This window comes from Streptomyces sp. NPDC037203, assembly GCF_055605065.1.
In genome coordinates this window covers 93,694-115,234 of the sequence record NZ_JBVJUC010000008.1, presented here as the reverse complement: position 1 = coordinate 115,234, position 21,541 = coordinate 93,694, and the positions used below count along the sequence as shown (strand labels likewise).

The following is a 21,541-nucleotide window of genomic DNA, read 5'->3' as shown; positions in this document are numbered from 1 at the left end:
GTCACACCCCTGATCGGTTTCGCGGTCCTGAAAGTTTCTGCCAAACGCCGTCATAGCCGCAGCTCCGTAAGTATTTCGCAGGCGTAGACCAACGGCGGCGGCCGGACCCCCTTCCCACGCCGCTGTCTACGTGCGTAGCTTTTCGTCAGAGCATTGAATGACATGCCCACGACAGTGCGCCACTCCCGCGTCACGGCCATGTTCCCCCCACATGCACCCCTCCCTCCCCACCCTCCCCGGAGGCTCGTCATGTCCGCTCCCAGACCCCGCCCGCTGCGCCCCCGCCCGCTCGCCGTCCTGGTCACGGCGCTGCTCGCGGCGGCGGCCTGCGCCCTGCCCCTCGGCACCGCCCAGGCCGCCTCCACGCCCACCCGCGGCACCGCCTACATGGGCGAGACCGTCGCCGCCCACGACGGCACCCACGGCACCCCCACGAGCGGCGACGCCACCCAGACCGAGGGTGTGGACGTCTCCAACTACCAGGGCAACGTGGCCTGGTCGACCCTCTACGGCAGCGGCGTCCGCTGGGCGTACACGAAGGCGACGGAGGGCACGTACTACACGAACCCCTCCTTCACCCAGCAGTACAACGGCTCGTACAACGTGGGCATGATCCGCGGCTCGTACCACTTCGCGACCCCGGACACCACCAGCGGCGCCACCCAGGCGAGCTACTTCGTGGCGCACGGCGGCGGCTGGTCCAAGGACGGCAAGACCCTGCCGGGCGTGCTCGACATCGAGTGGAACCCGTACGGCGCCGACTGCTACGGCAAGACGGCCGCCCAGATGGTCAGCTGGATCGCGGACTTCCTCAACACCTACAAGTCCCTCACCGGCCGGGACGCCGTGATCTACACCGCCACCAGCTGGTGGACGGAGTGCACCGGCGACTACGCCGGCTTCGCGGGCAGCAACCCGCTGTGGATCGCCCGCTACGCCACCACCGTGGGGACGCTCCCGGCCGGCTGGTCGTACTACACCATGTGGCAGTACACCTCCTCCGGCCCGACCGTCGGCGACCACGACCACTTCAACGGCGCGCTCGACCGCGTCCAGGCGCTCGCCAACGGCTGACGGCCCGGCATCGGCCTGCGGGCACCGGCCGATACGCCGCCACGCCCGGCCCGGCGGGCCGGGCGTGCGCACGGCGAGGGCCCGAGCCCCCCTCACGGGAGCCGGGCCCTGCCTCTCCCCCGGCGTCCGTCACGCCGCCAGGGGAACCTCCGGCGCCGCCGCGTCGGCCGCGGGCGCCAGCGCCAGCTCCAGGACCTGGCGCACATCGGTCACGGTGTGGACGTCGAGCTTGTCCAGCACCTCGGCCGGGACGTCGTCCAGGTCGGGCTCGTTGCGCTTGGGGATGATCACGGTGGTCACCCCGGCGCGCTGCGCGGCGAGCAGCTTCTGCTTCACACCGCCGATGGGCAGCACCCGGCCGGTCAGCGAGACCTCGCCGGTCATCGCCACCTCCGGGCGCACCTGGCGGCCGGAGAGCAGCGAGGCCAGCGCGGTGGTCAGCGTGATGCCCGCGCTCGGGCCGTCCTTGGGGACCGCGCCCGCCGGGAAGTGGATGTGCACCCCCCGGTCCTTCAAGTCGGTCACCGGCAGCTCCAGTTCGGCGCCGTGGCTGCGCAGGAAGCTCAGCGCGATCCGCGCCGACTCCTTCATCACATCGCCCAGCTGCCCGGTGAGGGTCAGCCCCGCGGCGCCGGTCTCCGGGTCGGCGAGGGACGCCTCCACGAAGAGGACGTCGCCGCCCGCGCCGGTGACCGCGAGCCCGGTCGCCACGCCGGGCACGGCGGTACGGCGCTCGGCCGGGTCCTGCGCCGACTCGGGCACATGGTGCGGCCGTCCGATCAGGGCGCGCAGATCGCCGTCCCCGATGGTGCACGGCAGCTCCCGCTCGCCCAGTTCGTGCTGGGCCGCGACCTTGCGCAGCAGCCGGGCGATGGAGCGCTCCAGATTGCGCACGCCCGCCTCGCGCGTGTACTCGCCCGCGAGCCTGCGCAGCGCGCTCTCGGCCAGCGTGACCTCGTCCTCGCCGAGCCCGGCCCGCTCCAGCTGGCGCGGGAGCAGGTGGTCCCGTGCGATGACGACCTTCTCGTCCTCGGTGTAGCCGTCCAGGCGGACGATCTCCATCCGGTCCGCGAGCGCCTCCGGGATCGCCTCCAGGACGTTGGCGGTGGCCAGGAAGACCACGTCGGACAGGTCGAGTTCGACCTCCAGGTAGTGGTCGCGGAAGGTGTGGTTCTGCGCCGGGTCGAGGACCTCCAGGAGGGCGGCGGCCGGGTCGCCCCGGAAGTCCGAGCCCACCTTGTCGATCTCGTCCAGGAGCACGACCGGGTTCATGGACCCGGCCTCCTTGATGGCGCGCACGATCCGGCCGGGCAGCGCGCCGACGTACGTACGGCGGTGGCCGCGGATCTCGGCCTCGTCGCGGACGCCGCCGAGCGCGACGCGGACGAACGTGCGGCCCATGGCGTGCGCGACGGACTCGCCCAGGCTGGTCTTGCCGACACCGGGCGGGCCGACGAGCGCGAGCACCGCGCCCCCGCGCCGCCCGCCGATCACGCCGAGCCCGCGCTCGACGCGCCGCTTGCGCACGGCCAGGTACTCGGTGATGCGCTCCTTGACGTCCTCCAGGCCCGCGTGTTCCGCGTCCAGGACCGCCTTGGCGGCCCCGATGTCGTAGGCGTCGTCCGTCCGCTCGTTCCACGGCATCTCCAGGACGGTGTCCAGCCAGGTGCGGATCCAGCTGCCCTCGGGAGACTGGTCGGAGGACCGCTCCAGCTTGTCGACCTCCTTGAGCGCGGCCTCGCGGACCTTCTCGGGCAGGTCGGCGGCCTCCACGCGGGAGCGGTAGTCGTCGGACTCCTCGCCCTCCTTGTCGCCGTTCAGCTCGCGCAGCTCCTTGCGGACGGCCTCCAGCTGACGGCGCAGCAGGAACTCGCGCTGCTGCTTGTCGACGCCCTCCTGGACGTCCTTGGCGATGCTCTCGGCCACGTCCTGTTCGGCGAGGTGCTCGCGCAGCTGCTGGGTGGCGAGCCTGAGCCGGGCCACCGGGTCGGCGGTCTCCAGGAGTTCGACCTTCTGCTCGGTGGTCAGGAAGGGCGAGTAGCCGGAGTTGTCGGCGAGCGCGGAGACGCCGTCGATGGCCTGGACGCGGTCCACGACCTGCCAGGCGCCGCGCTTGCGCAGCCAGCTGGTGGCCAGCGCCTTGTATTCCTTGACGAGTTCGGCGACCTGGCCGGGCAGCGGCTCGGGCAGGGTCTCGTCCACCTCGGCGCCCTCGACCCACAGGGCGGCGCCGGGCCCGGTGGTACCGGCGCCGATGCGGACGCGGCTGCGGCCGCGGATCAGCGCGCCGGGGTCGCCGTCGGCCAGCCGCCCCACCTGCTCGACCGTGCCCAGCACACCGGTCCTCGCGTACGTGCCGTCGACGCGCGGTACCAGCAGCACCCTGGGCTTGCCGGGTTCGGAGCGCGCGGCGGCCTGGGCGGCCTCCACCGCGGCCCGGACCTCGGCGTCGCTCAGGTCCAGCGGAACCACCATGCCGGGCAGCACGACCTCGTCGTCGAGCGGAAGCACGGGCAGGACGAGCGTGAACGCCGGTGACTCAGCAGCCATGATCTCCCCTTCGGCAGTCAACTTGAGCTATGCCGACTCAATGTTTGATGCGCGGGGAATGTTCCCGGTCCGGCGTTCGCTGTCAGCGATCAACTCGTCCGGGCAGGTGGGAGGGGCTTTCGGCGGCCCACCGGCGCAGCAGCGGCCAGGTGGAGACGCCGATCGCCAGCGCGATCAGGTGGCCCCAGTCCGTCAGGGGGTCCACGTAGGCCATCAGGTCGGTCAGCAGGAGGGCCGCGGTACCGGCGAGCAGGGGCCAGCGCAGCCAGGGGCGCAGCAGCCCGGACAGGGCGCCCGTGCTCGCGGCCACCCCGAAGCTGATGCCGTAGTCCAGGCGGTGCAGGGAGGTCGCCGGGAGATGCCCGGCCAGCACCGCGAGGCCCACCGGGACCTCCGTCGCCAGTGTGGCGAGGACATGACCGGCGAGGAAGACGCAGGCGGTGCGCGCACCTCCTATCCGGCGCTCCAGCGCGGTGAGCACCAGGACGAACGCGGCCGCATACGGCGACAGGAGCCCGCCAGCGATCCACAGCGCGCTGGCCAGCAGCACCACCGCAGGGGAGCGCACCAGGTGGGCCACGTCCGTACTGGAGCCCTGGTAGAGGGCGTACACGAGGGAGGGGGGCGCCAGGGTCGCGACCAGGGAGGTGACGAGCAGCAGGGCCGCGTAGCCGAGGGTGAACGGCGTCCCGGCGGGCGTCGGCAGCGGCAGCCAGGGGCGCCCGCGCGGCACCGCGAGGCGGCGGGCGGGCGGCGGCGCGGGCAGCACGGACCGCTGGCGGGGCACACCGTCCAGCAGGTCGGCGCCCACAGTGTTCGGCGCGATCCGTTCCACGGTGGCGCTCCTTCCGTCCCGCCCCACCCTCCGTGCTGCGGGAAGCCGCTGTCCATCACCGCAACCCCGGGAGAGCGATTTCACGGCAACCTCATACGTTCCGGATGCGTTGCGGGGGGGGGCGCCCGCGTCCACGCCCGGTATCACCGCCCGCCCCCGCGTCCGATCCCCGCGCCCCCGGCCGGCATCCGTAATTGCCGTGAAAGCAAAGCTCTGTTCAAGCAGGATGGACCCATGGCTGCCCCAGACGACTCCCCGGTGGTGCTGGACCGGCGCGAGGGGCCGTACGGCGAGGTGGTGCTGCGCAGGCACGGCGCGCTGCTCCAGATCATCGCCAACGGCTGCTTCCTCATGGACACTTCGGACGGCCGCTCGGAGCGGCTGCTGATCGACGCGGCGCGCGACGCCCTCGACGACCGCCCGGCACCGGCCGTGCTGATCGGCGGACTGGGCGTCGGGTTCTCACTCGCACACGCGTCCGAGGACTCCCGCTGGGGGCGGATCACGGTCGTGGAGCGGGAGCCCGCCGTCATCGACTGGCACCGCACCGGCCCCCTCGCCGAACTGACCTGCGCGGCACTCGCCGACCCGCGCACCGAGATCGTCCGGGGCGACCTCGTCCATTACGTCAATGAGACATCGGACACGTTCGACGCCCTGTGCCTCGACATCGACAACGGCCCCGGCTGGACGGTCACCGAGGACAACGCGGGCCTGTACTCGCCGGCCGGACTCGCCGCCTGCGCAAGGGCGTTGAGACCCGGCGGGGTGCTGGCCGTATGGTCGGCGAAACCGTCTCCGGAATTTGAAGGAACCTTGCGGAATGCCGGGTTCCGACGGGTGCGTACCGAAGAGGTGCCCGTTGCCCGCGGAGTTCCGGACGCCGTGCACCTCGGCGTCCGCCCTGGATAGCGACGGCACGGCCGATCCCCGTAGGGTGCTGCCCTGACGCGGATCTTTCGCGTCGATCGCAGACATGGGATCACCCCACGGGTTCCGGAAAGCAACAAGCAGGGGCGGGCGATGGAGCAGACACACACCTCCCAGAGCGGCGCGGCGGCGACCACCACCACTCCGGGCGCCCAGCGCCGGGTACTGGTCGTGGAGGACGACCAGACGATCGTCGACGCCATCGCGGCCCGGCTCCGCGCCGAGGGTTTCCTCGTGCAGACCGCGGCCGACGGGCCGGCGGCCGTGGACACCGCCGAGGCATGGCAGCCCGACCTGCTGATCCTCGACATCATGCTGCCCGGCTTCGACGGCCTGGAGGTCTGCCGGCGCGTGCAGGCCCAGCGCCCGGTGCCGGTACTGATGCTCACCGCGCGGGACGACGAGACGGACATGCTGGTCGGCCTCGGCGTCGGCGCCGACGACTACATGACCAAGCCGTTCTCCATGCGCGAACTGGCCGCGCGGGTGCATGTGCTGCTGCGCCGGGTGGAGCGGGCGGCCATCGCCGCCTCCACGCCCCGCTCCGGCATCCTGCGCCTCGGCGAGCTGGAGATCGACCACGCGCAGCGCCGGGTGCGGGTGAAGTCGGAGGACGTCCACCTGACGCCGACCGAGTTCGACCTGCTGGTCTGCCTGGCCAACACCCCGCGCGCGGTGCTCTCCCGCGAGCAGCTGCTGGCCGAGGTGTGGGACTGGGCGGACGCCTCCGGCACCCGCACCGTGGACAGCCACATCAAGGCGCTGCGCCGCAAGATCGGCGCCGAGCGCATCCGCACCGTGCACGGTGTGGGCTACGCGCTGGAGACGCCGACCCCGTGAGCGTGAGCGGGCGCCAGGCCGCACGGAGAAGCACCGGGGCCCGCACCGAGGACCCCTGGGGCGGCGTACGCCCGTTCTCGATCAAGACCAAGCTGACCGCGCTGGTGATCATCGCGGTGCTGATCACCACCGGTCTGTCGATCGTCGCGGTGCACACCAAGACGGAGCTGCGCTTCATCACGGTGTTCTCGATGATCGCCACCCTGCTGATCACCCAGTTCGTGGCGCACTCGCTCACCATGCCGCTGGACGAGATGAACACGGTCGCCCGTGCCATCTCGCAGGGCGACTACACCCGCCGGGTACGCGAGGCCCGGCGGGACGAACTGGGCGACCTGGCGCAGACGATCAACGTCATGGCCGACGAGCTGGAGGCCCAGGACCTCCAGCGCAAGGAGCTGGTCGCGAACGTCTCCCATGAGCTGCGCACCCCGATCGCGGGGCTGCGCGCCGTGCTGGAGAACATCGTCGACGGGGTCACCGAGGCCGATCCGGAGACCATGCGGACGGCCCTGAAGCAGACCGAGCGGCTCGGCCGCCTGGTGGAGACGCTGCTGGACCTGTCCCGGCTGGACAACGGCGTCGTACCGCTGAAGATGCGGCGCTTCGAGGTGTGGCCGTACCTGTCGGGCGTACTGAAGGAGGCCAACATGGTCGCCTCGGCGCGCGCCGGCATGGCCACCGGCTCCGGCAGCCACACCCGGACCGACGTCCATCTGCACCTGGACGTCTCCCCGCCGGAGCTGACCGCGCACGCCGACCCCGAGCGCATCCACCAGGTCGTCGCCAACCTGATCGACAACGCGGTCAAGCACAGCCCGCCGCACGGCCGGGTGACGGTGAAGGCGCGGCGCGGCCCCCAGCCGCACTCGCTGGAGCTGGAGGTCCTGGACGAGGGCCCCGGCATCCCGCGCTCGGAGTGGCACCGCGTCTTCGAGCGGTTCAACCGGGGCGCCGTGACCCGGCCGCACGGCCCCGGCAGCGACGGCGGCACGGGCCTCGGGCTCGCGATCGCCCGCTGGGCGGTGGATCTGCACGGCGGCCGGATCGGTGTGGCCGAATCCGAGCGGGGCTGCCGGATCATCGTCACTCTTCCGGGAGAGAGTTCCCCTTCAAGTTGACGTAAAGTGCGAGCGGAGGCACAAGATCCACGGTCGTCCGCGCCGTCTTCGCGCAGCTGGACACGTGTGCATCGCCAGAGCCCCGCGCCGCCCGCAGAAGCCGGGGGCGCAGGGCCGGACCAGTGCACCCTCGTTCTCCGGAACCACGCTTGTTTCCCGCCATTTCAAGCCCTGAAACAAGATTTTCGATGTGACTTACACGACGATGAACCGGCCCGACCTGACCTTCCCCGTCTCCAAGGCGTAGCCTTTATTCCCGCTGTCCATCACCTTGTGAAGCGGAAGAGGGCGGTTGCCGCCGTGTCGCCACAGTCCCCCAGTAACTCGAGCATCTCCACCGACGACCAAGCCGCCGGGAAGAACCCCGCGGCCGCGTTCGGCGCGAACGAGTGGCTCGTCGACGAGATCTATCAGCAGTACCTCCAGGACCCGAATTCGGTAGACCGTGCCTGGTGGGACTTCTTCGCCGATTACAAGCCGGGCGCGCCTGCCACGCCCGTGCCGGCGGGTGCTGCGGCCGCGGGGGTCGCAGCGACCCCCACCCCGGCGCCCGAGGCCGCTCCGGCGCCCGCGGCCCCGGCGGCCCCGGCGGCCCCGAAGCCCGCCGCCGCCCCGGCGCCCGCTCCCGCGGCGAAGACGGCCCCCTCCCCGGCCAAGCCGGCGCAACCCGCACAGGCGCCCGCTCAGCCGAAGCCGAAGGCCGCTCCCGCCGCCGAGGCCCCCGCGGGGCCCGAGCAGATCACCCTGCGCGGCCCGGCCGCCGCGGTCGCCAAGAACATGGACGCCTCGCTGGAGGTGCCGACCGCCACCTCGGTCCGCGCCGTCCCGGTGAAGCTGCTGTTCGACAACCGCATCGTCATCAACAACCACCTCAAGCGCGCCCGCGGCGGGAAGATCTCCTTCACGCACCTCATCGGGTACGCGATGGTGCAGGCCATCAAGGCCATGCCGGCGATGAACCACTCGTTCGTCGTCAAGGACGGCAAGCCGACCCTGGTCAAGCCGGAGCACGTCAACCTCGGTCTCGCCATCGACCTGGTCAAGCCCAACGGCGACCGCCAGCTCGTCGTCGCGGCGATCAAGAAGGCCGAGACGCTGAACTTCTTCGAGTTCTGGCAGGCCTACGAGGACATCGTCCGGCGCGCCCGCGAGGGCAAGCTGACCATGGACGACTTCACCGGGGTCACGGTCTCCCTGACCAACCCCGGCGGCCTGGGCACCGTGCACTCCGTGCCGCGGCTGATGCCCGGCCAGTCCGTGATCATGGGCGTCGGCTCCATGGACTACCCGGCCGAGTTCCAGGGCACCAGCCAGGACACCCTGAACAAGCTCGGTATCTCCAAGGTCATGACCCTCACGTCGACCTACGACCACCGGGTCATCCAGGGCGCCGCCTCCGGCGAGTTCCTGCGCCAGGTCGCCAACCTGCTGCTCGGCGAGAACAACTTCTACGACGAGATCTTCGAGGCGCTGCGCATCCCCTACGAGCCGGTCCGCTGGCTCAAGGACATCGACGCGTCCCACGACGACGACGTCACCAAGGCCGCGCGCGTCTTCGAGCTGATCCACTCCTACCGGGTCCGCGGCCACGTCATGGCCGACACCGACCCGCTGGAGTACCGCCAGCGCAAGCACCCCGACCTGGACATCGTCGAGCACGGCCTCACCCTGTGGGACCTGGAGCGCGAGTTCGCCGTCGGTGGTTTCGCCGGCAAGTCGATGATGAAGCTGCGCGACATCCTCGGTGTGCTCCGCGACTCGTACTGCCGCACCACCGGCATCGAGTTCATGCACATCCAGGACCCCAAGCAGCGCAAGTGGATCCAGGACCGCGTCGAGCGCGGCCACGCCAAGCCGGAGCGCGAGGAGCAGCTGCGCATCCTGCGCCGCCTGAACGCGGCCGAGGCGTTCGAAACCTTCCTGCAGACCAAGTACGTCGGCCAGAAGCGCTTCTCCCTGGAGGGCGGCGAGTCCGTCATCCCGCTGCTGGACGCGGTCATCGACTCCGCCGCCGAGTCCCGCCTGGACGAGGTCGTCATCGGCATGGCCCACCGCGGCCGCCTGAACGTGCTCGCCAACATCGTCGGCAAGTCGTACGCGCAGATCTTCCGCGAGTTCGAGGGCAACCTCGACCCGAAGTCGATGCACGGCTCCGGCGACGTGAAGTACCACCTGGGCGCCAACGGCACCTTCACCGGCCTGGACGGCGAGCAGATCAAGGTCTCGCTGGTCGCCAACCCCTCCCACCTGGAGGCGGTCGACCCGGTCCTGGAGGGCGTCGCCCGCGCCAAGCAGGACATCATCAACAAGGGCGGCACGGACTTCACCGTCCTGCCGGTGGCGATCCACGGCGACGCGGCCTTCGCGGGCCAGGGCGTGGTGGCCGAGACCCTGAACATGTCGCAGCTGCGCGGCTACCGCACCGGCGGCACCGTGCACATCGTCATCAACAACCAGGTCGGCTTCACCGCGGCCCCCGAGTCCTCGCGTTCCTCCATGTACGCGACGGACGTGGCCCGCATGATCGAGGCCCCGATCTTCCACGTGAACGGCGACGACCCCGAGGCCGTCGTCCGTGTCGCGCGCCTCGCGTTCGAGTTCCGCCAGGCGTTCAACAAGGACGTGGTGATCGACCTCATCTGCTACCGCCGCCGCGGTCACAACGAGTCGGACAACCCGGCCTTCACCCAGCCGCTGATGTACGACCTGATCGACAAGAAGCGCTCGGTGCGCAAGCTCTACACCGAGTCCCTGATCGGTCGCGGCGACATCACCCTGGAAGAGGCCGAGCAGGCCCTCCAGGACTACCAGGGCCAGCTGGAGAAGGTCTTCACCGAGGTCCGCGAGGCCACCGCGCAGCCGGCCGCCGGTGCCGCCCAGGAGGCCCAGGACGGCTTCCCGGCCACGGTCCCGACCGCGATCTCCGCCGAGGTCGTCAAGCGGATCGCCGAGTCCCAGGTCAACATCCCCGAGCACATCACCGTGCACCCGCGGCTGCTGCCGCAGCTCCAGCGCCGTGCGGCGATGGTCGAGGACGGCACCATCGACTGGGGCATGGGCGAGACCCTGGCCATCGGCTCCCTGCTGCTCGACGGCACCCCGGTCCGCCTCGCGGGCCAGGACTCCCAGCGCGGCACCTTCGGCCAGCGGCACGCGGTGCTCATCGACCGGGAGACCGGCGAGGAGTACACCCCGCTCCAGTACCTCGCCGAGGACCAGGCGCGGCTGAACGTCTACAACTCGCTGCTGTCCGAGTACGCGGCCATGGGCTTCGAGTACGGCTACTCGCTGGCGCGTCCCGACGCGCTGGTGATGTGGGAGGCCCAGTTCGGCGACTTCGTCAACGGCGCCCAGACGGTCGTGGACGAGTTCGTCTCCTCGGCCGAGCAGAAGTGGGGCCAGACCTCCGGCGTCGTCCTGCTGCTGCCGCACGGCTACGAGGGCCAGGGGCCGGACCACTCGTCCGCGCGCCCGGAGCGGTTCCTCCAGCTGTGCGCCCAGAACAACATGACGGTGGCCATGCCCACCTCGCCGTCGAACTACTTCCACCTGCTGCGCTGGCAGGTGCACAACCCGGCCCACAAGCCGCTGGTCGTCTTCACCCCGAAGTCGATGCTGCGCCTGAAGGCCGCCGCCTCCAAGGCGGAGGAGTTCACGACCGGCGGCTTCCGCCCGGTCATCGGCGACGCCACGGCCGACGCGGCCGCGGTCCGCAAGGTCGTCTTCTGCGCGGGCAAGGTCTACTACGACCTGGAGGCCGAGCGGAAGAAGCGCGGCGCCACGGACACGGCGATCATCCGCATCGAGCGCCTGTACCCGCTGCCGGGTGCCGAGCTCCAGGCGGAGGTCAACAAGTACCCGAACGCCGAGAAGTACCTGTGGGTCCAGGAGGAGCCGGCGAACCAGGGTGCCTGGCCGTTCATCGCGCTCAACCTGATCGACCACCTCGACCTGGCGGTCGGCGCGGACATCCCGGCCGGCGAGCGGCTGCGGCGCATCTCGCGCCCGCACTCCTCGTCCCCGGCGGTGGGCTCCGCCAAGCGCCACCAGGCCGAGCAGGAGCAGCTCGTGCGTGAGGTGTTCGAGGCGTAAGCCTCCGGCACGGCAACGCCGAAGGGCCCGGTTCCGTCACGGAACCGGGCCCTTCGGCGTTCTCCCGCCTACTCGTCGTCCTCGTCGTCGAGGCGGGCGAGCCAGGTGGCCAGGCGCTCCACTGGCACCTCGAAGTCGGGGTTGAGGTCCACGAAGGTGCGCAGCTGCTCGGCGAGCCACTCGAAGGTGATCTCCTCCTCGCCGCGCCGCTTCTCCAGCTCCTCGATGCCGCGGTCGGTGAAGTACATGGGGTTGCGTCTCCTGGTGTGCGTATGCGCCGTGTGCGCAGGTGCCCCGAGCCGATGGGACAGGCGTCGGCGTCCTCACCAGCCTAAGCAATGCGCGGGGCCGCGGTCCCGGAAGAGTGTCTTGACTTCGCGACACCACGATATATCGTGTTTCTCGACAGACGCGATATGACGCGTCGCGACGCCGTACGGCCGAGGAGGTCCCCCATGCCCGAGTGGTCCGTCGCCGAGCCACGGAAGCTCACGTTCGACGCACCGGTGAGCACCCTCCAGGTGCGCATCGCGGGCGGCACGGTGAACGTGGTGGGGACCGAGGAGGGCCCCGCCCGCCTGGAGGTCTCGGACGTCGAGGGGCCCCCGCTGACGGTGATACACGAGAACGGCACCCTGACGGTGGGCTACGAGGACCTGACCTGGCAGGGCTTCACCAAGTTCCTGGACCGCAGGAGCTGGCGCCGCAGCGCGGTCGTCTCCCTGGCGGTCCCGGCGGACGCCAGGGTGGAGGTGGGCACGGTCGGCGCCGGCGCGGTGGTCTCCGGCATCCGGGGCCCCGCCGTGGTCCGGGGCGTCACCGGCGACACCACCCTGGTCGGCCTCTCCGGACCGGTCCAGGCGAACACCGTGTCGGGGAATCTGGAGGCGCAGGCGGTCACCGGCGAGCTGCGCTTCACCTCGGTCTCCGGCGACCTGACCGTGGTCGAGGGATCAGGCCCCGCCGTGCGGGCCGACTCGGTCAGCGGCTCGATGATCGTGGACCTGGACCCGGAGGGGCCGACGGACGTGCACCTGACCAGCGTCTCGGGCGAGATCGCCATCCGGCTGCCGCACCCGGCGGACGCGGAGGTGGAGGCGAACACGGCGAGCGGCCGGATCTCCAACGCCTTCGAGGGGCTGCGGGTGCACGGCCAGTGGGGCGCCCACAAGATAACCGGCAGGCTGGGCGCGGGCACGGGACGGCTCCGGGCCACCACGGTCTCCGGCGCGATCGCCCTGCTCCGCCGCCCCGACCGGACCCCCGAGGGCCCGACCGACGGCACCGGCGCCGGCCCCACCGACGGCCCGACCGACAAGAAGGTGCTCTGACATGCCCCCCGTCTTCGCTCACGGACGCCTGCGCCTGTACCTGCTCAAGCTGCTGGACGAAGCACCGCGCCACGGCTACGAGGTGATCCGCCTCCTGGAGGAGCGCTTCCAGGGGCTGTACGCCCCCTCGGCGGGCACCGTCTACCCCCGCCTGGCCAAGCTGGAGGCCGAGGGCCTGGTCACCCACACCACCGAGGGCGGCCGCAAGGTGTACGCCATCACCGACGCGGGCCGTGCCGAACTGGCCGACCGCAGCGGCGAGTTGGCCGACCTGGAACTGGAGATCCGCGAGTCGGTGGCGGAACTGGCGGCCGAGATCAAGGCCGATGTGCGCGGGGCGGCCGGCGATCTGCGGCGCGAGATGCGTGCCGCCGCGTCGGAAGCCCGCGAGGGGGGCGGCGCCGGGGACTCGGGGGCGGGCCCGGAGTCCAAGGACGCCTGGCGGGCCGCCAAGGAGGAGATGCGCCGGGTCAGGCAGGAGTGGAAGGAGCAGGCCCGCCGCGCCAAGGACGAGAGCCGCCGGGCCCGCGAGGAGGCCCAGCGCGCCCGCCACCAGGCCCAGGAGGCCCAGGCCCGCGCCCGCGCCCAGGCGCAGGAGGAGATGCAGCGTATCGCCCGCCGCGTCCAGGACCACTTCGCGCGCGGAAACTGGCCCGCGGGCGTCCGCGAGGGCCTGTCCGAACTGGCGCGGGAGCTGGGCGACCTGGGCAAGGACTGGACCACCCCCCGCCCGGCCCCGACCCCGACCTACACCACGGCAGACTTCCCCGCCGAGTACGTCCCCTCGTGGACGCACGAACCCCCCACCGACAACCCCGCCCGCGACCTCGACCGCCTCCTGGACCGCTTCCGCGACGACATCCGCGATCTGTCCCGCGACCACGGCGTGACCCCGGACCAGCTCCGGGCGACCCGTGAACAGCTGTCGCGCGCGGCGGCGGAGATCACCTCGGTGCTGCGCCCGCGGAAGGAAGAGGAGACGAAGGGCTAGGAAGCGGCGGGCCCGGCACCGGTCCGGACCCGCCGCCGCCCCCACGGCGGACTCAGGACGTGGTCAGCACGATCTTCCCGAACTGCTCGCCGGACTCCATCCGTTCGAAACCCTCGCGAGCGCGGTCCATGGGGAGCACCTCGTCGATGACGGGCCGTACCCCGGTCGTGGCGCAGAAGGAGAGCAGGTCCTCCAGCTCCTCCTTGGTGCCCATCGTGGAGCCGACCACCTTCAGCTCCAGGAAGAAGATCCGGGTCAGCTCGGCGTGCGAGGGCCGGTCGCCGCTGGTCGCGCCGGAGATCACGATCGTGCCGCCGGGACGCAGCGACTTCACCGAGTGGGACCAGGTCGCGGCGCCCACGGTCTCGATGACCGCGTCCACCCGCTGCGGCAGCCGCGCCCCGCTCTCCAGGGCCTCCACGGCGCCCAGCTCCAGGGCACGCTTCCGCTTCGCCTCGTCCCGGCTGGTGGCGAACATCTTCAGCCCCGCGGCCTTGCCGAGCACGATCGCAGCCGTGGCGACCCCGCCGCCCGCGCCCTGCACCAGGACCGAGTCTCCGGGGCGTACCCCCGCGTTGGTGAACAGCATCCGGTACGCCGTCAGCCACGCGGTGGGCAGACAGGCGGCCTCGGCGAAGGACAGCTCCTTCGGCTTGGGCAGCACATTGAAGGTCGGCACGGCGACCTGCTCGGCGAAGGTCCCCTGGTAGCGCTCGGTCAGGATGGAGCGCGGCTCTCCGGGGCCGACGCCGTGACCGGTCTGGCCGATGACGGAGTGCAGGACGACCTCGTTGCCGTCCGCGTCGACCCCGGCGGCATCGCAGCCGAGGATCATCGGCAACCGGTCCTCCGGGAGGCCGACGCCCCGCAGGGACCAGAGGTCATGGTGGTTGAGGGAGGCGGCGCGCACATCGATGGTGCTCCAGCCGGGGCGGGCCTCGGGAGCCGGACGCTCCCCCAACTCAAGGCCGGAGAGCGGCTGGTCGCGGTCGATTCGGGCGGCGTAGACGGCGAACATGGTGCCGACGATAGGGGCGCCGGGCGGCCGGCGGAACCGGGCCGCGCTGTGACACATGCCCTCTTGCGCACGGCACCCGGTCGGCGCAGCTTGCCGGGAGGCCGTGCACGGGTCGCCTCGCGACACGGGTTCCCGGCTGGGCGGGCGGGAAGGAAACGGCCCCGCCCGGAACACCGGCGGGGCCGTCTTCAACCGGGGTCAGCGGCGGGCGACGCCCTCCGCGCGAGCCGCCGCGGCCACGGCCGCCGTGACCGCCGGAGCGACCCGCTCGTCGAACGGCGACGGGATCACGTAGTCCGCCGCGAGATCGTCCCCGACCACCGCGGCCAGCGCCTCCGCCGCCGCGATCTTCATTCCCTCGGTGATCCGCGTGGCCCGCACCTGGAGGGCGCCGGCGAAGATGCCGGGGAAGGCCAGCACGTTGTTGATCTGGTTCGGGAAGTCGGAGCGCCCGGTGGCCACGACCGCCGCGTACTTGTGCGCGACCTCGGGGTGCACCTCGGGGTTCGGGTTGGCCATCGCGAACACGAAGGCGCCCTCGGCCATCCGGGCCACGGCCGCCTCCGCGACCGTACCGCCGGAGACGCCGATGAAGACGTCCGCGCCCTCGAGCGCGTCCTCCAGCGTGCCGCTGAGCCCGGCCTTGTTGGTGAATCCGGCCAGCTCGCGCTTGACCGGGGTCAGGTCCTCGCGGTCCGCCGAGACGACACCCTTGCGGTCCGCCACCGCCACATCGCCGATGCCGGCCTCGACCAGCATCCTGGCGATGGCGACACCGGCCGCGCCGGCGCCCGAGATCACGGCGCGCAGCTGCCCGATCTCCCGGCCGCTGAGCCGCGCCGCGTTGCGCAGCGCCGCGAGCGTGACCACGGCGGTGCCGTGCTGGTCGTCGTGGAAGACCGGGATGTCCAGGCGCTCCTGGAGGCGGCGCTCGATCTCGAAGCACCGGGGCGCCGAGATGTCCTCCAGGTTGACTCCGCCGAAGGAGGGAGCGAGCCGGACGACGGTCTCCACGATCTCGTCCACCTCGGTGCAGTCGAGCGCGATGGGCACCGCGTCGACACCGCCGAACTGCTTGAACAGGATCGCCTTGCCCTCCATCACCGGGAGGGAGGCCCGGGGACCGATGTCCCCGAGTCCGAGCACCGCCGTGCCGTCGGTGACGACGGCGACGACGGAGGACTTCCATGTGTAGTCGTTGACCAGCTCCGGCTGCTCCGCGATCGCGGTGCACACGCGCGCGACGCCGGGCGTGTACGCGAGGGAAAGGTCGTCCTTGTCGCGGACCGGCACGGTGGCTTGCACAGCCATCTTGCCGCCGCGGTGCAGAGCGAACACCGGATCGAAGGGATCGAGGGGCTCGGCCCCGCCGTCCTGGTCCGTACCGATGTCGCTGCGAGGATTGACGATCTCCGCTGCCACTTGTTCTACCCCTTAGGTATGCATGATTTGAGGGTCGACCACTCCTGGTGAGGGGTGGGCGGGCACCGCGCAGGGCCCGATTGCGGATACGCACGGGTCATGCGCGACGGGCGCGCCGCACACGCGCCCTGGGCCCCGGATGAGGGGTGTAAAGAACCTTCTTACCGGACGGACGGCGCCCACGACGAGTCCAATAGGTGCAAGGTCACATCTCGGAACCAGATAGCCACACGGAGATGACACACCGCTGACGGCCGCGCTGACGGCGGCACGGGAGGGGCCGGAGCGTCCGGCCGTCCGCAGGCCGGGATGTGCCGGAGGTTTTCCGGCGGCGGGACGGGATTCGCGCAGGTGGTCCGCTGCGGTAGGGCACCGGGGAACCGGGGATGTACCGACCTGATGGCATTCGGGGGTCACCCGTTATCCGATTTTGACATATCGGCGCCCCTGGATGGCGTAGTCCGAATGGCAAGATGCCGTAAACCCGCGAGGTCGCGCCACCCGATGGTGTGTGTTCTCGACTGGCCAGCGGCCAACTCTTCGCATCTGCCGGAGGAATCCACGATGACCGCACGTTCCCCCCGTCGTTCCACCGCCACCCGCCCCCGGCTGGCCGCGGTCGGTGCGCTCGCGGTCGCAGGCGCCCTGCTGGTCACCGGCTGCGGCGACCAGACGAAGGGCAAGAGCGACGACTCCGGCGCCGCGTCCTCCGCCCCGCTCGCGAGCAAGCTCCCGCAGTCCGTCCGCGACAAGGGCAGGATCCTGGTCGGCTCGGACATCGCGTACGCCCCGGTGGAGTTCAAGGACTCCAGCGGCAAGGCCGTCGGTCTGGACCCCGACCTCGCGGCCGCGCTGGGCAGGCAGCTCGGCGTGAAGTTCGAGTTCCAGAACGGCACCTTCGACGCCCTGCTCACCGGCCTGCGCTCGGGCCGCTACGACATAGCGATGTCGGCCATGACCGACAACAAGGACCGCCAGCAGGGCGTCGACCCGGACACCGGCAAGAAGGTCGGCGAGGGCGTCGACTTCGTCGACTACCTGACCGCCGGCGTCTCCATCTACACGCGCAAGGGCGAGACCCAGGGCATCACCGGCTGGTCCGACCTGTGCGGCAAGAAGATCGCCGTCGAGCGCGGCACCGTCTCGGAGGATCTGGCCAAGACCGAGGCCAAGAAGTGTCCGGCCGGCAAGAAGCTCTCCATCGAGCCCTTCGACGACGACCAGCAGTCCCAGACCCGGCTGCGCTCGGGCGGCGTGGACGCGGCCTCCTCCGACTTCCCGGTGGCGGCGTACGCGGTGAAGACCTCGGGCGGCGGCAAGGACTTCCAGCTCGTCGGCGACCAGGTCTCGGCGGCGCCGTACGGCATCGCGGTCTCCAAGGAGGCCACCCAGCTGCGGGACGCGCTCAAGGCCGCGATGGACGCGATCATCAAGAACGGCGAGTACCGGAAGATCCTCGTGAAGTGGGGCGCCCAGGACGGCGCCGTCAAGGAATCCGTGATCAACGGCGGCAAGTGACCCGCGGCGTACCCAGCGGCCACCGAGAGGCAGCACATCCGTGACGGACATACAGAAGGCGGCCGGGGAGCAGGGCACTCCCCCGGCCGGCCCGGAAGCCATCAGAGCCATCCCGGTGCGGCACTACGGACGCTATGTGTCCGCCGTCGTCGCCATCGCGATCCTCGTCGCGATCGTCCACGCCTTCAGCCAGGGCAAGATCAACTGGCATGCGGTGCCGGAGTACTTCTTCGACCACCGGATCATGACCGGTGTCGGCAAGACGCTCCTGCTGACGGTCCTGTCGATGCTGATCGGCATCGCCGGCGGCATCGTCCTGGCCGTCATGCGACTGTCGAAGAACCCGGTGACCTCGTCCATCGCGTGGTTCTACATCTGGTTCTTCCGCGGCACCCCGGTCCTGGTCCAGCTGTTTTTGTGGTTCAACCTGGGCCTGGTCTTCGAGTACATCAACCTGATGCCGCTCTACAAGGACTACTGGTCGAACTTCATGACGCCGCTGCTGACGGCGCTGCTCGGCCTGGGTCTGAACGAGGCGGCGTACATGGCCGAGATCTGCCGGGCGGGCCTGCTCGCGGTGGACGAGGGCCAGACCGAGGCGGCCCAGGCGCTGGGCATGAGCCACGGCAGGACGCTGCGCCGGGTCGTCATCCCGCAGGCGATGCGGGTGATCGTGCCGCCGACCGGCAACGAGGTCATCAACATGCTGAAGACGACCTCGCTCGTGGCGGCCGTCCAGTACCCCGAGCTGTTCCGCTACGCCCAGGACATCGGCCAGAACTCCGGCGCCCCGGTGGAGATGTACTTCCTGGCCGCGGCCTGGTACCTGATCATGACCTCGGTGCTCAGCGTGGGCCAGTACTACCTCGAGCGGTACTACGCCCGCGGCTCCAGCCGCAGCCTCCCGCCCACCCCGTGGCAGAAGGTCAGGGCGCATCTGACGACCTTCTCCAGCAGGAAGGTCATGGCATGAGCGACAACCGGCTGAGCAAGCAGCAGAGCCCCGCCGCGATGGTCAGGGCGGAGGGCGTCCACAAGTCGTTCGGGCATGTGGAGGTGCTCAAGGGCATCGACCTGGAGGTGCGCCCCGGCGAGGTGTTCTGCCTCATCGGCCCCTCGGGCTCGGGCAAGTCCACCTTCCTGCGCTGCATCAACCACCTGGAGAAGATCAACGCCGGACGGCTGTACGTCGACGGCGAGCTGGTCGGCTACCGCCAGAAGGGCGGCAAGCTGTACGAGCTCAAGGACAGCGAAGTCGCCATGAAACGCCGGGACATCGGCATGGTCTTCCAGCGCTTCAACCTGTTCCCGCACATGACGGCGCTGGAGAACGTCATGGAGGCACCGGTCCAGGTCAAGGGCGTGGCCAAGGGCGAGGCGCGGGAGCGTGCCGGGCAGCTCCTGGCGCGGGTGGGTCTGGCCGACAAAGCGGGCAACTACCCTTCGCAACTCTCCGGCGGCCAGCAGCAGCGGGTGGCGATCGCGCGGGCGCTGGCGATGGACCCCAAGCTGATGCTGTTCGACGAGCCGACCTCGGCCCTGGACCCGGAGCTGGTCGGCGACGTCCTGGACGTCATGCGCGACCTCGCCGAGTCCGGCATGACGATGGTCGTCGTCACCCACGAGATGGGTTTCGCCCGTGAGGTCGGCGACAGCCTGGTGTTCATGGACGGCGGTGTCGTGGTCGAATCCGGCCATCCACGGGACGTGTTGACGAATCCGCGGCACGAGCGGACGCAGTCGTTCCTGTCGAAGGTGCTGTAACCGGCCGCGGCACGGACGGAGCGGAAGGGGCGGCGCGCGGGCCGAGCGGACGGAGCGGTACGCGGGCCGACCGGAAGGGACGGCGCGCGCACCGCCCCCTGCCCGTCCGCCCGTTCGACGCCTACTTGAGGGCGAGGACCAGGCCGTCCGACGGCGAGCACCACACCGGCCGGGCCTCCGCGAAGCCCTTCTCCCGCAGGATGCGCACGTGCCAGGCGGCGGAGGGCGTGTCGCCGTCGGCGTGCTCGCCGTAGATCTCGAAGCGGCGGGCGGTCGGCTCGGCGAGCACCGGGTCCTCCGCCGCGAGCTGCCACCACTCGGCCCAGTCGAGGGCGCCGTCCCGCTTGGTCTGATCCATACGGGCGTGCCGCTGGGCCCGTTCGGCCGCGTTGATCCGGGGCGTGGTGTCGTCGATCATGTGGTCCGCGTTCATGAACACGCCGCCGGCCCGGACGAGTTCCGCGATCCGGCCGTAGAGGTCCGCGAGGGGTTCGCTGTGCAGCCAGTGCAGGGCCGTCGCGGTCAGTACGGCGTCGTACGACGCGTACGGCAGGCGCGTCGTCCAGTCGGGGTCCTTGAGGTCGGCGGTCACGAAGGAGACCCGGTCGTCGCCCTCGAAGGTGCCGCGCGCGATGGCGAGCAGGGCCGGGTCGAGGTCGACGCCGGTGCTGGTGGCCTCGGGGAACCGGGCCAGCAGCCGGGCGGTGATGCTGCCGGTGCCGCAGGCGAGGTCGAGCACGCGCGGCGCCGTGCCGACGAGGGCCTCGACCATGTCGAGCATGATCCGGAAGCGGTCCTCGCGGTCCGGCATGTACCACTCCTGCTGCCGGTCCCAGCTGCTCTGCCAGGCCGCCCAGTCGGTTCCGGTACTCGTGGTCATGGAACCCGCCTTTCCCCTCGGATGCGTAATACCCTGGATGCACGATCGACTGTTACCCGACCGCTGGTACGACGATAGAGCGCCCCCGTAAGGACTACAAGTGGAACTGGCCTATTACTCGGATTACGCCGTGCGACTCGTCAACACCGAGGAACCGAGCCGGGGGAAGGACTGCCTGACCTCGGTCGAGGCCATCCGTGACCTCTTCGGCGTCAACGCGTCCGCGGCCCGCCGCGCCACCGACGCCGACGTCACCCGCTTCCGCTCCGTCCGGGCCCGGCTGCGCTCGGTCTTCGAGGCGGCCGACGGCGGCGACGAGACGCTGGCCGTGGACCTGCTGAACTCGCTCCTGCTGGAGTTCCCGGTCAGCCCCCAGATCTCCGGCCACGACCACCGGGACGAGGACGACCGCCCGCTGTGGCACATGCACCTGGCCGACCACCCGTCCAACGCCACCGCGGGCTACGCGGCGATCGCGGCGATGGGCCTGGCCTTCCACCTGACCGAGTACGGCGTGGACCGGCTCGGCCTGTGCCAGGCGGCGCCCTGCCGCAACGCCTACCTGGACACCTCGACCAACCGGTCCCGCCGCTACTGCTCCGACCGCTGCGCCACCCGAGCCAACGTGGCCGCCTACCGCGCCCGCAAGCGCCTGGAGGCCGACCGGTCGCCGAGCAGCGGCCGTACGGCCGAGACGGCCCAGCCCAGCACGGCCAGCGGCGAACGCTGACCGGCCCGGAACGGCCGCAGCCGCACCCAGGCCCGCCCCAGCACCAGCTCCTCCGGCACGACCCCGTAGTCGGTGCTGTCCCCGCCCGCGTACGGGTTGTCCCCGAGCACCCACCAGCCGCCCTCGCGCCGCTCCACGGCCCGCTTGACCACCAGCAGGTCCTGCTGGAACGGATGCCGCAGTACGACGATGTCACCGGGCCTGACCGTGCCCCCGTAGCGCACGAGCAGCTGATCGCCGTGCTGGAGCGTGGGCACCATGGACGGCCCCGTCACCTCGGCCAGCCCGAACGGCGCGGGCGACCTCCCCCGCTCGCTCTCCTGCGACAGCTCCGGCATTCCCGGCACCTCCCCGGTCCGTTCCTCCACCAGTCTCAGTCTGACCCTGGACTTTTGTCCTAAGCCCTAGGGGGCACTCGGGAAAACAGGTCGCTCAGGGAGTAATG

General features: G+C 71.0%; 18 protein-coding genes. 11 read left to right on the top strand and 7 right to left on the bottom strand.

Translation table 11 applies throughout. From position 1 onward, the window contains the following. The first annotated feature begins 249 nt into the window (after positions 1-249). Positions 250-1,074, top strand: a complete 825-nt coding sequence (locus tag ACZ7EC_RS22235; protein WP_471064967.1) for a lysozyme — start codon at positions 250-252, stop codon at positions 1,072-1,074. Positions 1,075-1,203: 129 nt separating this feature from the next. Here ACZ7EC_RS22235 and lon read toward each other — a convergent pair whose 3' ends face one another. Continuing rightward, complete coding sequence (lon, locus tag ACZ7EC_RS22230; protein WP_471064966.1) at positions 1,204-3,624, bottom strand: endopeptidase La; 2,421 nt, start codon at positions 3,622-3,624, stop codon at positions 1,204-1,206. Positions 3,625-3,706: 82 nt separating this feature from the next. Next, entirely contained in the window at positions 3,707-4,459 is a 753-nt protein-coding gene (locus ACZ7EC_RS22225) for a rhomboid-like protein (RefSeq protein WP_471064964.1), read from the bottom strand. A 234-nt stretch (positions 4,460-4,693) separates the two neighbouring features. Here ACZ7EC_RS22225 and ACZ7EC_RS22220 point away from each other — a divergent pair, with 234 nt between their 5' ends. The 4 genes from ACZ7EC_RS22220 (at position 4,694) to ACZ7EC_RS22205 (ending at position 11,442) form a co-directional block, all read left to right on the top strand. Further along, positions 4,694-5,371: a spermine/spermidine synthase domain-containing protein gene (locus ACZ7EC_RS22220; RefSeq protein ID WP_471064962.1), complete on the top strand. Its 678-nt coding sequence runs from the start codon at positions 4,694-4,696 to the stop codon at positions 5,369-5,371. Between the two features lie 111 nt (positions 5,372-5,482). Continuing rightward, a complete protein-coding gene (locus ACZ7EC_RS22215; protein WP_397984070.1) occupies positions 5,483-6,229 on the top strand; it encodes a response regulator transcription factor in 747 nt (248 codons plus the stop codon). Between the two features lie 2 nt (positions 6,230-6,231). Then, complete coding sequence (locus tag ACZ7EC_RS22210) at positions 6,232-7,350, top strand: HAMP domain-containing sensor histidine kinase (RefSeq protein ID WP_471065285.1); 1,119 nt, start codon at positions 6,232-6,234, stop codon at positions 7,348-7,350. A 300-nt stretch (positions 7,351-7,650) separates the two neighbouring features. Beyond that, entirely contained in the window at positions 7,651-11,442 is a 3,792-nt protein-coding gene (locus tag ACZ7EC_RS22205) for a multifunctional oxoglutarate decarboxylase/oxoglutarate dehydrogenase thiamine pyrophosphate-binding subunit/dihydrolipoyllysine-residue succinyltransferase subunit (RefSeq protein ID WP_471064961.1), read from the top strand. A gap of 68 nt (positions 11,443-11,510) precedes the next feature. Here the strand turns inward: ACZ7EC_RS22205 and ACZ7EC_RS22200 are convergent, their stop codons facing one another. Beyond that, positions 11,511-11,690 carry a DUF6104 family protein gene (locus ACZ7EC_RS22200; protein WP_028420339.1) on the bottom strand — a complete coding sequence of 60 codons (180 nt, stop codon included), beginning with the start codon at positions 11,688-11,690 and terminating at the stop codon, positions 11,511-11,513. 207 nt (positions 11,691-11,897) lie between these two features. Between ACZ7EC_RS22200 and ACZ7EC_RS22195 the strand changes: the two genes are divergently transcribed. Together ACZ7EC_RS22195 and ACZ7EC_RS22190 are read left to right on the top strand one after the other, a co-directional pair. Further along, on the top strand, positions 11,898-12,773 hold the full coding sequence (locus ACZ7EC_RS22195; protein WP_471064959.1) for a DUF4097 family beta strand repeat-containing protein: 876 nt from the start codon (positions 11,898-11,900) through the stop codon (positions 12,771-12,773). Position 12,774: 1 nt separating this feature from the next. Beyond that, complete coding sequence (locus ACZ7EC_RS22190) at positions 12,775-13,764, top strand: helix-turn-helix transcriptional regulator (protein WP_471064957.1); 990 nt, start codon at positions 12,775-12,777, stop codon at positions 13,762-13,764. A gap of 52 nt (positions 13,765-13,816) precedes the next feature. Here the strand turns inward: ACZ7EC_RS22190 and ACZ7EC_RS22185 are convergent, their stop codons facing one another. Both ACZ7EC_RS22185 and ACZ7EC_RS22180 read right to left on the bottom strand, forming a co-directional pair. Further along, the gene (locus ACZ7EC_RS22185) at positions 13,817-14,782 is read right to left on the bottom strand and encodes a zinc-binding dehydrogenase (protein ID WP_471064955.1); all 966 of its coding nucleotides are present in this window, start codon (positions 14,780-14,782) and stop codon (positions 13,817-13,819) included. Between the two features lie 198 nt (positions 14,783-14,980). Then, on the bottom strand, positions 14,981-16,204 hold the full coding sequence (locus ACZ7EC_RS22180) for an NAD(P)-dependent malic enzyme (RefSeq protein WP_471064953.1): 1,224 nt from the start codon (positions 16,202-16,204) through the stop codon (positions 14,981-14,983). A 564-nt stretch (positions 16,205-16,768) separates the two neighbouring features. Between ACZ7EC_RS22180 and ACZ7EC_RS22175 the strand changes: the two genes are divergently transcribed. From ACZ7EC_RS22175 to ACZ7EC_RS22165, 3 genes are read left to right on the top strand one after another with little or no spacing between them, the layout of a single operon-like run. Beyond that, entirely contained in the window at positions 16,769-17,722 is a 954-nt protein-coding gene (locus ACZ7EC_RS22175; RefSeq protein ID WP_471064952.1) for an ABC transporter substrate-binding protein, read from the top strand. A 40-nt stretch (positions 17,723-17,762) separates the two neighbouring features. Next, the gene (locus tag ACZ7EC_RS22170) at positions 17,763-18,695 is read left to right on the top strand and encodes an amino acid ABC transporter permease (protein ID WP_471064950.1); all 933 of its coding nucleotides are present in this window, start codon (positions 17,763-17,765) and stop codon (positions 18,693-18,695) included. Between the two features lie 38 nt (positions 18,696-18,733). Further along, the gene (locus ACZ7EC_RS22165) at positions 18,734-19,486 is read left to right on the top strand and encodes an amino acid ABC transporter ATP-binding protein (protein WP_471065283.1); all 753 of its coding nucleotides are present in this window, start codon (positions 18,734-18,736) and stop codon (positions 19,484-19,486) included. A 121-nt stretch (positions 19,487-19,607) separates the two neighbouring features. On the opposite strand, the gene ACZ7EC_RS22160 is transcribed toward ACZ7EC_RS22165, so the two are convergent. Continuing rightward, on the bottom strand, positions 19,608-20,366 hold the full coding sequence (locus tag ACZ7EC_RS22160; RefSeq protein WP_471064948.1) for a class I SAM-dependent methyltransferase: 759 nt from the start codon (positions 20,364-20,366) through the stop codon (positions 19,608-19,610). A 100-nt stretch (positions 20,367-20,466) separates the two neighbouring features. Here ACZ7EC_RS22160 and ACZ7EC_RS22155 point away from each other — a divergent pair, with 100 nt between their 5' ends. Next, positions 20,467-21,096, top strand: coding sequence for a CGNR zinc finger domain-containing protein (locus ACZ7EC_RS22155; protein WP_397984080.1), 630 nt, complete (start codon positions 20,467-20,469; stop codon positions 21,094-21,096). On the opposite strand, the gene sodX is transcribed toward ACZ7EC_RS22155, so the two are convergent. Next, a complete protein-coding gene (sodX, locus tag ACZ7EC_RS22150; protein ID WP_397987181.1) occupies positions 21,000-21,434 on the bottom strand; it encodes a nickel-type superoxide dismutase maturation protease in 435 nt (144 codons plus the stop codon). The genes ACZ7EC_RS22155 and sodX overlap by 97 nt on opposite strands. Between the last annotated feature and the right edge of the window lie 107 nt (positions 21,435-21,541).